The sequence below is a fragment of the Natrinema halophilum genome (genome assembly GCF_013402815.2).
Lineage (GTDB): Archaea > Halobacteriota > Halobacteria > Halobacteriales > Natrialbaceae > Natrinema > Natrinema halophilum.
On sequence record NZ_CP058601.1, the window covers coordinates 1,945,541 to 1,957,905 of the forward strand.

Genomic DNA, 12,365 nt, shown 5'->3' on the forward strand with positions numbered 1-12,365 from the left:
TCCGGGGACGCCGCCTCGTACATGGCCATTCGATTCGTCACCGGCAACGAGGGCAAGGTCCGCGAGGCGCGGACGTACCTCGAGGGAGTCGAACCCGTCGAGCAACTCGAGTACGACTACACGGAGATTCAGAGCGACTCGCTCGCGGATATCGCGGCCTACGGCGCTCGCGAGGCCTTCGAGGAACGGAGCAACGAGGAGCCGATACTCGTCGACGATACGGGGCTGTTCGTCGACGCGCTCGGCGGTTTCCCGGGACCGTATTCGGCGTACGTCGAGGATACAGTCGGCGTCGAGCGTCTCTGGCGTCTCGCAGCGGACGAAGAGAACCGCCGCGCACACTTTCGCACCGTCCTCGCGTACGCGGACGAAAAGGGAACCGAAACCTTCGACGGAGCCGTCGCCGGCACGCTCGTCGCGCCCCGCGGAGACGGCGGGTTCGGCTACGATCCGATCTTCGAGCACAACGGGCAGACGATGGCGGAAATGAGCACCGAGGAGAAAAACGCGATTTCGCATCGGGGGCGAGCGTTGGCGAAGTTCACGGAGTGGTACGCAGAGCGAGAGACGTGATCGATCGGACGACCGCAACGCTCACCCGGAGATGTCCCGACGCTCGAAGTATTCACTGCTGACGACGACGAGGACGACGACGGCGACGAGAAGGACTGAGAGGTCGGTCAACGAAACCTCGCCGTCGACGAGTATCGCACCGGGGTCGAAGTACCGGGAGACGGCGACGTCGCCGAGCCACTCGTAATCGGTATCGAACGTAAACGTATCGAGCAAAAATAGCCCGAACACCGACCCGGCCCCTACAGTCTGCGCTCGCCGAATCGAATCGAACGTGACGGAAGCCAGCAGGCCGACGCCGGCGCACGCGAGCAGATAGGGGATCGACGAGAGATGGACGGCAAACAGGGACGGGACGTCGATCGTCTCGTCGACGAGTCTAACGCCGAGGTACACCGCGAGGAACGTAATCGCGTTGACCAGGACGAGTCCCGGAACGAGCGACAGGAACTTGCCGACGACGAATCGCGTTCGAGTCACCGGCAACGAAAGCATCATGCCCACAGTTCCCCGCTCGACCTCGCCGGCGACCGTCGAAGCTGCGGCGTACGCGTAGTAAATCGCGAGCAGCAACACCCAGCCGAACTGGTAGAGTTGGGAGACGAGGTATCCCTCGATCGTCGTCAGCGTCGTCACGTTGCCGACGAACGCCCGTCTGGCCTCGGGCGGCAACGATTCGAGATAGGCGTCGAAATCGGCACCAGTCTCCTGAATCGATGGAAAGAGGCCGACGGTGAGCGCGATCAACGCGATCAGCGCACCCGAGAGTAACAGGGCACCGCGGAACCGACGACCCGCCTCGAACGACGTGATCTCGAGCATTCGTTCCGTCGGCCCCGTCGACGAGAGCCGGTCCCTTATAGGTCGATTCCGACTCGACGGGACAGTTCCAGGTAACTACCTGTTGTCAACACGGCAATCCGGTGCCAGGTCGGTAAGTGAGCGGTTTGAGATCGGAACGGGGACGTGCCTTTATTTTGTTGATCTCCGTTCCGGAACGGACATGACGGGTCAGGCGGACGGGTCGAAGCGTTACGTTCGTCGTCGCACCGGAGTCGCCGGTTGTTTGCTCGTCGCGCTGGTGATTTCCAGCGTCCCGGCCGCTTTCATAGCCGGACCCACCGCGGCCGTCGCACTGCAAGATGGCCCGGCGCGCAACGACACGAATACGAACGATTCGACTGCGACCCAAACCAGCGGTCAGCGAACCCCGCCTGGCGGGACGTCTCCCGAAATCGAGTCCGATACCGCACCTCGAGGGGTGACCGACCAGGAAGCGGCCGCCGCGCTCGGAGACGAGACGTCGGCGGCGGAAATACCGAGAGCGCGTCCGCCCGACGAGAACGTCACCGTTGCCGTCGCGGAAAACCAGTCCGTTCGGGCTGGCGACGCCGCGACGATCGCCCTCGAGGTGACCAACGACGGCGATGAGGAGGTGACGGACGTCGTCGTGACGGTGCGAGCACTGGACAGCGCGTTGACCCTCGGTTCGGCCGACGCGCGGCAGGCGACGCAGTCGGTCTATCTCGAGGATATCTGGTCGGGCGATACCGAAACCGTCGACCTCGATATCGCGGCGGCCGACGTCGAACCCGGGACGTATCCACTGTTCGCGAGCGTCCGGTACACGATCGACGAGGACGATGACGAGGACGACGAGTTTGGCGACGTGATCGACGACGATACTGACACCGATAGCGACGACGAAGACGATGCCAACGAAACGGTGGTGGCCGACGGCCTCTCACCGATGGGGCTCTCAGTCGTCGAATCCCGCTCGTTGGACGTCACGCCCCGAAATGGCGGGATTCCCGTCGACGGGACGGGGACGTACGAGGTAGAGATCACCAACGACGGCACAGAACCCGTGATGAGTCTCGTCGCCGCGATTAACGTCAGTCCGCCGCTATCGACGGACTCTCCCACGGCGTACATCGGAATGCTCGATCCGGGCGAGTCCGAAACGGTTCGGTTCCCGCTCGAGTCATCGACGGACGCGGTCGAGACGACCGCCAGCGCGACGGTTGTGCTCACCTACGATACAGGCACCGGCCAGCGAACGAGTACTGACCCGGTTCCGATCCCGGTCTCCATCGTCGACGACGAGGAGGCGGACATCGACTCCGTCGCTCCGTTCGCCGCCGTGGCCGTAATCTTCGTTCTCGCCGCGATCTGGTGGCTTCGCAGGCGCTGACAGTTCGGGACCGATACCGCTACTCACCGCGATATTTCCCGGACAGACAGGGCTGCGAGCGCCGATCACCCTCCGGTCTGACCTGCCGGCGCGTCGGACCCATCGGTCAGGACCCGTCGTCGGGCGCTGCGGGCCCGTCACCCTCGGCGTCGTCGGGCGCTGCGGGCCTGTCACCCTCGGCGTCGTCGGCCTCCCCGTAGAAGTGCATGAACACGTCCTCGATGGACGCCTCGCGGACCTCGAGGTCGAGAACCGTATACTCGTGCAGCCGATCGATCAGCGAATCGAATTCCTGTGAGATCACGAGTCGGTAGCTTCCGTCCTGCCGTTCGACGTGTGCAGTTCCAGGAAACTCGAGCGCGGCGGCCGACGGCTCCTCGGCCAGACGAACGGTGACGACCGTGCCGCCCTCCGCGAGGATGTTCTCGACGGTATCGAGTTCTATCAGCCGCCCGTTCCTGATGATCCCGACGCGGTCGCAGACGCGACGAACCTCGCTCAGGATGTGCGACGAGAAGAAACTCGTCCGTCCCTGCGCCGTTCGCTCCCCAAGCAGGTCGTAGAACTCGTTCTGGACGAGCGGATCTAGCCCCGAGGTCGGCTCGTCCATAATCGCCAGTTCGGGATCGTGCATGAACGTCGCGACGATGGCGAGTTTCTGTTTGTTCCCGCTCGAGTAGGCTTTCACGGGTCGGTCGAGGGGGACGGGAAACCGCTCCAGAAGCTCCGTGCGGCGCTCGTGGCCGCGCAACCGCCCGAAGAACTCGAGGATTTCTGCGCCTGTCACGCGATCGTAGAAGGTCACGTCGCTCGGCAAGTATCCGATGTGACGTTTCAGATCGCGTAGCTCCGCTCGGTCGGTGACGTCACGCCCGAGCAGGGTAGCGTCGCCGTCGGTGGGTTTCAACAGGCCGAGCAGCACGCGAATCGCCGTCGACTTTCCCGCTCCGTTCGGGCCGAGAAAGCCGAATGTTTCCCCTCGGTCGACGGTGAACGTGAGATCCTCGACGCCGCGGACGTCCCCGTAATACTTCGTCAGTCCATCGACACTCACCGGCTGTGGCTCAGCGGCGGTCACGATCGAGACGACGACGGCTCGCGAGATATATCTATCAGGGGGCGACTTTGGCCGGGTCCGAGACGGTTAGACGGGCTTTGGATCGTGGGGACTCTCGGTTCGGCGGCTGTCTACGGGCGTGAGATGGCCCGGTCGACGAGCGTTCGTTCGGCTGATTGCCATGTGCCACACGCTGTTCGTTGGGGCGGACACTCTACTCCTGTTAGATGTCCCCCGCACGGCTTTGTCCGTAGATGGGCTACGACACGTATGCGATCGATACGCCGCCTACTGATCGGAATTGCCGGCCTGGTAGCGGTGTGGATCGGCTGGGGTGTGTACGTCTCTCGGACGACCGAGCGCGTGCCGTCGGAAACGGTGGACCGATTCGACGGGGGCGAAATCCGGCGGTATCCGCAACTGGTCCTCGTCGAAACGACAGCCGAAAACGAGAGGGTCGCATTCCGTCGTCTGTTTCGGTACATATCGGGCGAAAACGTACGGAGCGAGGACGTCGCGATGACGACACCGGTGGCGACCCGAGGCGAGTCGATTTCGATGACCGCGCCCGTTCGAACGGAATCTGCTGAGAACGGCGTGACGATGGCGTTTACCCTTCCCGCGACGGACACGCCCGAGCGAGCGCCGACGCCGACCGATCCCGCAGTTCATCTCGTCGTCGAATCGCCAAAAACGGTTGCGGTGCGACGATTTTCGTGGTACGCGACGAGCGAACGCGTCGACCGCCAACGGAAGCGCCTGCTCGAGCGACTCTCTGAACGGGGGATAGAGAGACGCGGCCAACCGGTGGTACTCCAGTACAACGATCCGTGGACGCCACCGTTCCTGCGAACGAACGAAGTCGAAGTCGCCATCGAGGTCCCCGAAAGTCAGCTTCCGGAAGACGGACGGCGGATCACGCCCGAGTAGGGAACCGTCTCGCAATCTTACTGGTCGTCTACCGGATTCTTCTCTCGGATGATCGTCACCGATCCGGGCGAGCGTCTGGCGACTCGTTCAGCAACGCTACCGAGCAGGAACCGCGATATCCCCCGCCGACCGTGACTGCCGAGGACGATGTGATCGATGTCGTGCTCCTCGGCGTAGTCGACGATCGTTTCGGCTACCATTCCGACCTGGGAAGCCGTCGTCACCGTCGTGTCGTACTCCTGTGCGATGTCTTCTGCCTCCTCGAGCAACGATTCGGCCGACTCCTTCGATTGTTCGAACGCCGCCTCGGAATAGAAGAAGCCGTCGAGTCCGTCCCCGGTCGACCACTCTCGCGGATCGTTTACGTGGAGAACGTGGATTTCGGCGTCGTCGTAGGTCGAAAGTGCGTGACGCAACGCGGCGGTTGCCTGCGGCGATTCGTCGAACGCGACGAGGATCGTTGGTTCCATATCCGTTTCGTCGGGTCCCAACGGTAAAATCGTTCCAGGTAACTCCCACGGACCGGAATTTGCTCGAGTCATCGTACTCGCGTTCGTCGCATTCGCTGCAGCGTAGGTAGATCGGGTCGCCAGGAGGTGCCGAACGGATGCCGACGCACAACCGTGGTCGGGTTCGGTCGGAAACGGTAGATGACGTTTCCGCAGCAACCGGGGATTCAACAGGGAGCGGAGCGTCGGATCACTGTGCCGACCGATAGACGATCCGATTCACCCGCTGACGACCGAATTCCCGCAGAAACCGTCGTCGAATCGATACGCGCTGCGCCGATGCCGGTCGTGAACACCCGGTATCTGGCGGAGGAGCACGACGTCCCGACCGACGAAATGGTCGAGCGACTCGAGGCGATGGTCGACGCCGGGATGCTCGAGAGCCACGAAATCGAGGGGCTGGCTCGCCTCTGGTGGCTCTCGCTCGAATCCGACCTCGCGGAGTGAGCCGGTCGGTAGTCGAGGGAAGACTAGTCGTCGCTTTCGGCGGCATCGTTTGCGGGATCGGTGACAGAAATTTCAGACTCGCTGCCCTCCGAGACTTCGCTATCCACGCTGACGCCCTCCCAGTCCTGGTCGGCGTGGTACCCCTCTCGTTCCTTTGCGCTAGGCGCGACGCGGATGAATTCGGCATTTTCGCGCGCCGCTGGGATCGTATGGCCGCCGCAGTAGGAGAGCCCCGACTGAATGCCGGCGCGGAACTCGTCGACGACGTCGGTAACGGGCCCCTTGTACGGCGTCAGCGCCTCGACACCCTCGTCGGCGCGAACGTCGGCCTCTTTGTCGTCTCGTTTTTCCGCGGCCGTCGTGGTCGCCATTCCGCGCGAGCGCTTGTATTGCGTTCCCTCGACCTCGACGACCGCGCCGGGGGCTTCCTCGGTGCCGGCGAAGAGGCTTCCGAGCATTACGGAGTCCGCCCCGGCCATCAGTGCCTTTACCGCATCGCCGGATGTTCGGATACCGCCGTCTGCACAGATCGTCACGTCGAGATTCTCGGCCGCCGTCGCGCAGTCGTCGATGGCGGTCAACTGCGGGACGCCCGCGCCAGCGACCTTCCGGGTCGTGCAGTGAGAGCCGGGACCGATGCCGACTTTGACGCAGTCGGCTCCAGCGGCTGCGAGGTCTTCGACGCCGGCCGGTGTCGCGACGTTGCCGGCGACGAGATCGGTCTCTGGAAACTCCGTTCGGAGTCGCTCGACGGCCTCGAGCGCGCTCTCGAGGTGACCGTGGGCAACGTCGACGACGAGCGCGTCGACGCCGGCCGCAACGAGCGCGTCGCTACGGGCGACATAGTCCTCGTTGATTCCGACGGCGGCGGCTACCTGTTCGCCGGCTTCGGCCACTCGTTCCACCTGGTCCGCCTGTTCATCCGGCGTCAGAAATCTGTGCAGAACGCCGATCCCCCCGGCGCGAGAGAGTTCGATCGCCAGCTCGGCCTCCGTCACGGTATCCATCGCGGCGGAAACGAGCGGAGTCTGCAATTCGACTGACGATGTAAACGACGACGTGAGATCTACGTCGCTGCGGCTATCGACTGGTGAGCGGTTCGGGACGAGGAGGACGTCACCGTAGCTCAACCCGGTTCGGAGATCGTTCATGACCCCTTACTATTTCGTGCTCTCGGCATATAAGAGTCTCGACTACGGACACGGTCGCCGTTCAGATGTGAGAGCATCGACGATCAATCGGCGGATCACCGCCCAACTCGTCACCGATCGCACTCGACGGACACCTGGAAATCGTGGGTCGACTACGTCCGTGGATTCCGGTCCGGTCCCGCGTACTCGCCCCCCTCGGTAGCCTCGTAGAGGCTCGCAGCGTCGAACAGGGTTACGAACGCGTCCGGCGGCCGGATGCTAACTGCAACGCGAGGTTGCAGCGTCAGGCCCGCTTCTGCCGATCGGAGCCGTTCGTCGTACGACAGCAGGTGCGCCGCACCCCCCTGATACGCTGAGGCCAGGGCGGGATGGTCCCCTTCCGGCTGATCGACTCGGATGCGTTCGGCCTCGAGTCGTGCCCGATGGTCGGCGGCGAGGTCGGGATCGGCGAGGGTCGCCACGAGCCGTTCGGTTTCTTCGAGGAGCGGATCGCTCGCGACGAGGTCGATCCATGAGTGTCGACGGACGTGGTCCAGTGACTCGCGGGCGTCACCACCGAGGAGGAGATCCGCCGCGAGCACGTCCGCATCGGCAACCACGCGGGCAGGATCCGATTCCTCAGGCATCCTCGCCCTCCCGACCCCGAATCGCCTCGAGTTCCGTTCGGATGCGCTCGAGGTCGCCGTCGTACGCCGCTCCACGGTCGAACAGGTCGTCCCAGCTTGCGGTCATCGATCGTGGTTCGTCCGCCGGCGCAAAAGGTCGCCCGACTCGAGGCGAGTCGATCATCGATCGGATGAGATCGATCGCTCGTCCGTGGTGTGGCGATCACTCGTTGGAGACGAGATAGGGTTCGGCGCTCCAGCCCCAGAGATCGTACGCGGGAACGTAAAGGCCCCACCAGCGGATGCCGTCGTTAGTTTCGGGGCCGTTGACGATCGTTTCGGTGGTCCCCTGCGGGAGTACTCGCTTGACGGTGTATCCCAGACCGGGAGCCTGTCGGGCTCTGAGGGCCGTCGTCGTGGTCACCGTCTCGTCGACGTGGAATGCGACCCTGGAGAGGTAGTTCTCCGAACACCAAACCCAGACGTCGTGCGTCGAGAAGTGTAGCCCCCACCAGCGGATGCCGTCGTTGGTTTCGGGGCCGTTCATGATTCGGCCGACCGAGCCTGCCGGCAGCGTTTCGACGACTCCGTAGTCGAGTCCCGGTCCCTCACGTCCGTTCAGGTCGGCCGTGGTCACCGCTCCATCTTCCATCTCGAACGGACGATTCCCGTCACTACCGTCACCGCCATCGCCACCATCGTCGCTACTATCGCCACCATTGTTGCTGCTATCGCCACCATCGTCGCTACTACCGCCACCATTGTTGCTGCTATCGCCACCATTGTTGCTGCTATCGCTACCATCGTCGCTGCTATCGCCACCATCGTCGCTGCTATCGCTGCTATCGCTACCATCGCTGTCGTTACCGCTCCCACCGTTTCGAACGTACTTCATGAAGATGCCCGGGTCCCAGTCGGGACCCGGACAGGACTTCGACGGAAGGTGGTTGCAGGCGGAGTCCTGGGGCGCGTGGCGGTGGCCGATAATCCCGCCCGACTCGTTGCAGTGAGCGCTACCGTACTCGTAGTACTCGAGGGGAACGTCGTATCGTTCGGCCAGTTCGCGGACGACTGCGGCCGACGCCCGGTAACATTCGTCGGTGAAGTACCGGCCGTAGTTCCGGTGCCACTCGTGCTCGATGCCGATCGAGGAGGTGTTCGAGCCGCGTGCGTGCCAGGCGACGTCTTCATGGGGTACCATCTGGGTCACGTGTCCCGGCGCGTAGTCGGTGTGCTCGTAGTTGCTGATTACGTAGTGGGCGCTGACGTTAGCGCTCGGGGTCTGAAAGTGGCTGATCGCTCCGGCGTACCTACCCACGGTACAGTGGATCACGATCCAGTCGATGTCGGCCGCGTCACGGGACGAACCCGAGTAGTTAGTCGAATCGGCCGCGACGAAACGGTCGGCAGCCTCCGCCTGCGTCCGCGAATGGGCGCGCGCAGTCGACGAGCCGACCGCGTACAGCTCGCCGATACCGGCGGAGAGGACCGTCGCGGTGAGGAACGGTCGTCGTTCCATGCACCACTGAAACCGATCCACCGCGTAATATATACACAAAATACGTTCGTTGCACGTTCCGTTGTACGTGCCCGAACTGAGCGTTTATCCCGTCTCGCTCGCCGACGGACGGTGCTGAAGTGCCACGTACGCGACGGCCCCGACGCCGAACGCGATGCCGACGTTTACGGCCACTCCGACGAGACCGACACTGACGACCAGCGCGAGCGACCAGGGGTTCGAGACGGGCTCGAACGCCGCTCGAGAGAGTTCGAGTGCAACGACGGCGAGCAGGACGCCGAGGATCGCCATCGGGAAGGCCGCGAGGACGACACCCGAAGCAACCAACGCGAGCGCGAGGTATCCCACCCCGAGCAGAACGTTCGCGCCGCCGGTTTGCGCGCCGAAGGCGTACTTTCCGGCGAGGCCGCCGCTGCCGTGACACATCGGGATGCCACCGACCGGAATCGCGGCGAGGCAGGTCAGGCCCATACTCCTCGAGAGCGCGTCCGCCGAAATCTCCCGATCGTAGAGATCGCCACAGAGCAGGGCCGTCGCGATGGCCGCGTTCCCGATCGTCATCCCGAGCTGGGCCACGGTCCCCTCGATCGCGGCCGTACTGATGGACGGGGGTCCCGCAGGAAACAATGCGAGTTCCGGAATCGCTGGCGTCGGGATTCCGGCCGTCGCGGCGGTCGCGATTCCACCGAGTCCGAGCACGACGAGGACGCTGGCTGCACCGTACCCGGCGAGAGCCAGCACACCGACGACAACCAGCCCGGCAACAGCGATCGGCGGATTTCCGACCGAGAGGTCGACGGCCGCCTCGAGTAAGAGTAACGCGACTGCAAACTGGACGCCGCGGATAACCGGTTCGCCGACGATGCGCTGAAGTTTGCCGACGAGACCGAGGTAGCCGACCAGAAGCAAAACGCTACCCGCGAGTAGTCCGGCCGCGGCGAGTTCGGCGTAGGAGAGTCCGCCGACGATCGCCAGGCCGATCAGGGCTTTCATCGGTTCGACGGAAAGCGGCAGCCCGTAGTAGAGACCCCAGACGATCTGAAAGACGCCGAATCCCACGAGTACGTGTGGAAGCGAGACGGTCGTCGTCGCAGCCAGCGCGACGACTAGCGGGAGGACCGTAACCGAATCGCCTAGCGCACCCGTCAGTTCGTTGGCGGAGAACTCGAGATCCGCGTCCGACTGCGACCGGAACGAGTGCGCCATCTATGCCCGCTAGGCCGGGGATTTACTTGACTGTTGTCTGTAACCGCTGGCGGTTGTCCGCTGTCGGCGACGAAATTATATTCGGTTACTGCCGGGTGCAACCCGTTGCTCGAATCGTCCGATACCAGTTCTCGGCATCGCCTCGAGAATCGAGAGATTCGACGATTCGCCCGTCTCCGCGGGATGATACTCGTCGAACCCGCACGGACCGAGGGGTCCGAAAGCCTGCGTTGCTGCCAGTGGATCGCCACGGATAAGGTATCTCGACGAAACCGACCACGCGTGACCGATCTCGGAAAAATCGATCGGACGTTCTTCGACCGTCACATCGCGCCGAATCTCGGTGCCGATCGCGACGACGTCGCGGTCGGGCCGACCCACGGCGTGGATTTCGGTGTACTGGACATCGGCGGTCAGGCGCTGGTCACGGCCACCGACCCGCTCTCGATCCTGCCCGATCTCGGTCTCGAGTGGGCATCACGGTTCGCCCTCGACGTCGTTCTCGCGGACGTCGCGGTAAGCGGCGTCGATCCATCCCACCTTTCGATCTGTTTTACCCTCCCCGAGGAGGTGACGGACGACGACTTTGCGACGATCTGGCAGACGATTCACGCGGAGTGTGAAGACCTCGGAGTCGCGGTCGTCACGGGCCACACCGCACGCTACGCCGACCTGTCGTATCCGTGGCTCGGTGCCGCGACCGCGATGGGCGTCGGCACCCACGAGGATATCGTTCGCCCCGACGGTGCCAACAAAGGCGACCGCCTGCTCCTGACGAACGGCCCCGCCGTCGAGTCGGTCGGATTGCTCAGCACCCTCTTCGGCGAGCAGTTGCCGCTTTCCGACGACGTGATCACGGCCGCACGAGGCCGTCTCGAGGAAGTGTTTTCCGTCCGAGACGCGCTCACCGCGGCCGCTGCGGGGACCGTCACGGCGATGCACGACGTAACCGAGGGCGGTCTCGCCGGGGCGCTCACCGAAATGGCCGACGGTGCGGGCGTTCGGTTTGCGATAAACCGCGCGGCCGTCCCGATGCGCCCCGGCGTCCGGGAGGTGTGTGATTCCCTCGAGATCGATCCCTGGGCGGCGACCAGTTGCGGGTCGCTCGTAATTGCGGTCGAACCCGACAGCGTGGACGACGTTCGAAAGGCGCTCGCGGACCGTGGCACGCCGGTCGCCGAGATCGGCCGCGTCGAAGCCGCCGGAACGACCGGCGGGACGGTAACCGTCGACGACGAGCGACTCGAGCACCCGCGTGTCGACCCGTCTTGGGAAGCGTACGCGAAACTGGCAAACGAGACGAACACCTGATCCGGATTTCGATACGGCCGACGACTGTCAGCGACTACCGGTACCCGCCCACGTCACTCGCCGGACCGCTTGCAGTACCGCGTCGACGGTGAGTTGAACGATGCCGGACACGCGTCTCTCACTCCTCGAGCGCGTCGACCCACTCCGGGCGATCGACCGAGACATTTCCCAGTTCAGTGACTCAAAAGGACTGATTGCGCGTAATCGCCGTTCCGTTAACATCCCCGCCGAGCGAGAGGCTGACCTCGATGACGATTCCGTCGAAAGAGGCGAGGACCGTTGCATCCGATTCCAGACTCTCGACGGACGGTTCCCCGACTGTGACCGCCTCGAGATCGTACTTTCGGAGTTCACGGCTGCACCGGGTGACCGTTCCTGCGGGTGCGTCGGTCCCGGCGTCGAAAATGCCGCCGAGGCTCTCCCGTCCGGAAATGTGGTCTGGCTCGTGAGTCTCCGCGAACGGTCTGTGCAGTTCCGTCAGTGACGACGCCGTGTTGGCTTCGCTCGTCGTCTGCGTATATCGGGTGTCCCGTCTACGTATACCTGAGTCGTTTCGGAAAGCGAATCCGAGACGAACAACTGACATCCGTCGGTGCGGCTACTCCGCGTCCGCTGGAAGATGTCTGTCGAGGCGGTGCCAGTGGTCGCAATCTTTTCGGTGAGCGCGTATCCCCGTTCGGCCAACGATCGACGAATGGCCGTGATGAGGGCCCAGTCTTCGATACCGTTCGCGTCGTTTCCGGTCGGACTTACGCTCGCCGACGACGTTTCGTTCGATTCGTCGTCCGGTGCAGTCGTCGACATAACCGCGATAGATCCCCCGTGGCATCGGATATCCGATTTCTGACCATCACCGCTTAGTA

13 protein-coding genes are annotated in these 12,365 nt (G+C 63.7%); 5 read left to right on the plus strand and 8 right to left on the minus strand.

The features are described 5' to 3' along the window. Positions 1–21: 21 nt before the first annotated feature. The gene (locus HYG82_RS30260) at positions 22–573 is read left to right on the plus strand and encodes an XTP/dITP diphosphatase (protein ID WP_179260778.1); all 552 of its coding nucleotides are present in this window, start codon (positions 22–24) and stop codon (positions 571–573) included. A 21-nt stretch (positions 574–594) separates the two neighbouring features. On the opposite strand, the gene HYG82_RS30265 is transcribed toward HYG82_RS30260, so the two are convergent. Then, entirely contained in the window at positions 595–1,395 is an 801-nt protein-coding gene (locus HYG82_RS30265; RefSeq protein ID WP_179260779.1) for an ABC transporter permease, read from the minus strand. A gap of 181 nt (positions 1,396–1,576) precedes the next feature. Between HYG82_RS30265 and HYG82_RS30270 the strand changes: the two genes are divergently transcribed. After that, complete coding sequence (locus HYG82_RS30270; RefSeq protein ID WP_179260780.1) at positions 1,577–2,767, plus strand: COG1361 S-layer family protein; 1,191 nt, start codon at positions 1,577–1,579, stop codon at positions 2,765–2,767. 106 nt (positions 2,768–2,873) lie between these two features. Here HYG82_RS30270 and HYG82_RS30275 read toward each other — a convergent pair whose 3' ends face one another. After that, entirely contained in the window at positions 2,874–3,845 is a 972-nt protein-coding gene (locus HYG82_RS30275) for an ABC transporter ATP-binding protein (RefSeq protein WP_179260781.1), read from the minus strand. Positions 3,846–4,094: 249 nt separating this feature from the next. On the opposite strand from HYG82_RS30275, the gene HYG82_RS30280 reads away from it, so the two are divergent. Further along, positions 4,095–4,754, plus strand: coding sequence for an SOUL family heme-binding protein (locus HYG82_RS30280; RefSeq protein WP_179260782.1), 660 nt, complete (start codon positions 4,095–4,097; stop codon positions 4,752–4,754). Between the two features lie 17 nt (positions 4,755–4,771). Here HYG82_RS30280 and HYG82_RS30285 read toward each other — a convergent pair whose 3' ends face one another. After that, positions 4,772–5,224, minus strand: coding sequence for a universal stress protein (locus HYG82_RS30285; RefSeq protein WP_179260783.1), 453 nt, complete (start codon positions 5,222–5,224; stop codon positions 4,772–4,774). A gap of 180 nt (positions 5,225–5,404) precedes the next feature. Between HYG82_RS30285 and HYG82_RS30290 the strand changes: the two genes are divergently transcribed. Beyond that, positions 5,405–5,710: a hypothetical protein gene (locus HYG82_RS30290; protein WP_235217872.1), complete on the plus strand. Its 306-nt coding sequence runs from the start codon at positions 5,405–5,407 to the stop codon at positions 5,708–5,710. 23 nt (positions 5,711–5,733) lie between these two features. On the opposite strand, the gene HYG82_RS30295 is transcribed toward HYG82_RS30290, so the two are convergent. The 4 genes from HYG82_RS30295 to HYG82_RS30310 all read right to left on the minus strand — a co-directional run bounded on the left by HYG82_RS30295 (position 5,734) and on the right by HYG82_RS30310 (position 10,191). After that, complete coding sequence (locus tag HYG82_RS30295; RefSeq protein ID WP_179260784.1) at positions 5,734–6,861, minus strand: guanosine monophosphate reductase; 1,128 nt, start codon at positions 6,859–6,861, stop codon at positions 5,734–5,736. Positions 6,862–7,013: 152 nt separating this feature from the next. Next, positions 7,014–7,487, minus strand: coding sequence for a DUF7384 family protein (locus HYG82_RS30300; protein WP_179260785.1), 474 nt, complete (start codon positions 7,485–7,487; stop codon positions 7,014–7,016). Positions 7,488–7,689: 202 nt separating this feature from the next. Next, positions 7,690–8,985, minus strand: coding sequence for a peptidoglycan recognition protein family protein (locus tag HYG82_RS30305; protein WP_179260786.1), 1,296 nt, complete (start codon positions 8,983–8,985; stop codon positions 7,690–7,692). 84 nt (positions 8,986–9,069) lie between these two features. Further along, positions 9,070–10,191, minus strand: coding sequence for a putative sulfate/molybdate transporter (locus tag HYG82_RS30310; RefSeq protein WP_179260787.1), 1,122 nt, complete (start codon positions 10,189–10,191; stop codon positions 9,070–9,072). 282 nt (positions 10,192–10,473) lie between these two features. On the opposite strand from HYG82_RS30310, the gene HYG82_RS30315 reads away from it, so the two are divergent. Further along, positions 10,474–11,502: an AIR synthase family protein gene (locus tag HYG82_RS30315; protein ID WP_179260788.1), complete on the plus strand. Its 1,029-nt coding sequence runs from the start codon at positions 10,474–10,476 to the stop codon at positions 11,500–11,502. Between the two features lie 181 nt (positions 11,503–11,683). Here the strand turns inward: HYG82_RS30315 and HYG82_RS30320 are convergent, their stop codons facing one another. Beyond that, entirely contained in the window at positions 11,684–12,088 is a 405-nt protein-coding gene (locus tag HYG82_RS30320) for a hypothetical protein (RefSeq protein WP_179260789.1), read from the minus strand. Positions 12,089–12,365: the final 277 nt, after the last annotated feature.

Excerpts from the sequence above, each read along its gene's own strand:
- HYG82_RS30290 (WP_235217872.1), top strand. The coding sequence starts at position 5,405 with ATGACGTTTCCGCAGCAACCGGGGATTCAACAGGGAGCGGAGCGTCGG.
- HYG82_RS30270 (WP_179260780.1), top strand. The coding sequence starts at position 1,577 with ATGACGGGTCAGGCGGACGGGTCGAAGCGTTACGTTCGTCGTCGCACC.
- HYG82_RS30305 (WP_179260786.1), bottom strand. The coding sequence starts at position 8,985 with ATGGAACGACGACCGTTCCTCACCGCGACGGTCCTCTCCGCCGGTATC.
- HYG82_RS30320 (WP_179260789.1), bottom strand. The coding sequence starts at position 12,088 with ATGTCAGTTGTTCGTCTCGGATTCGCTTTCCGAAACGACTCAGGTATA.
- HYG82_RS30280 (WP_179260782.1), top strand. The coding sequence starts at position 4,095 with ATGCGATCGATACGCCGCCTACTGATCGGAATTGCCGGCCTGGTAGCG.
- HYG82_RS30265 (WP_179260779.1), bottom strand. The coding sequence starts at position 1,395 with ATGCTCGAGATCACGTCGTTCGAGGCGGGTCGTCGGTTCCGCGGTGCC.
- HYG82_RS30310 (WP_179260787.1), bottom strand. The coding sequence starts at position 10,191 with ATGGCGCACTCGTTCCGGTCGCAGTCGGACGCGGATCTCGAGTTCTCC.
- HYG82_RS30295 (WP_179260784.1), bottom strand. The coding sequence starts at position 6,861 with ATGAACGATCTCCGAACCGGGTTGAGCTACGGTGACGTCCTCCTCGTC.
- HYG82_RS30260 (WP_179260778.1), top strand. The coding sequence starts at position 22 with ATGGCCATTCGATTCGTCACCGGCAACGAGGGCAAGGTCCGCGAGGCG.
- HYG82_RS30285 (WP_179260783.1), bottom strand. The coding sequence starts at position 5,224 with ATGGAACCAACGATCCTCGTCGCGTTCGACGAATCGCCGCAGGCAACC.
- HYG82_RS30300 (WP_179260785.1), bottom strand. The coding sequence starts at position 7,487 with ATGCCTGAGGAATCGGATCCTGCCCGCGTGGTTGCCGATGCGGACGTG.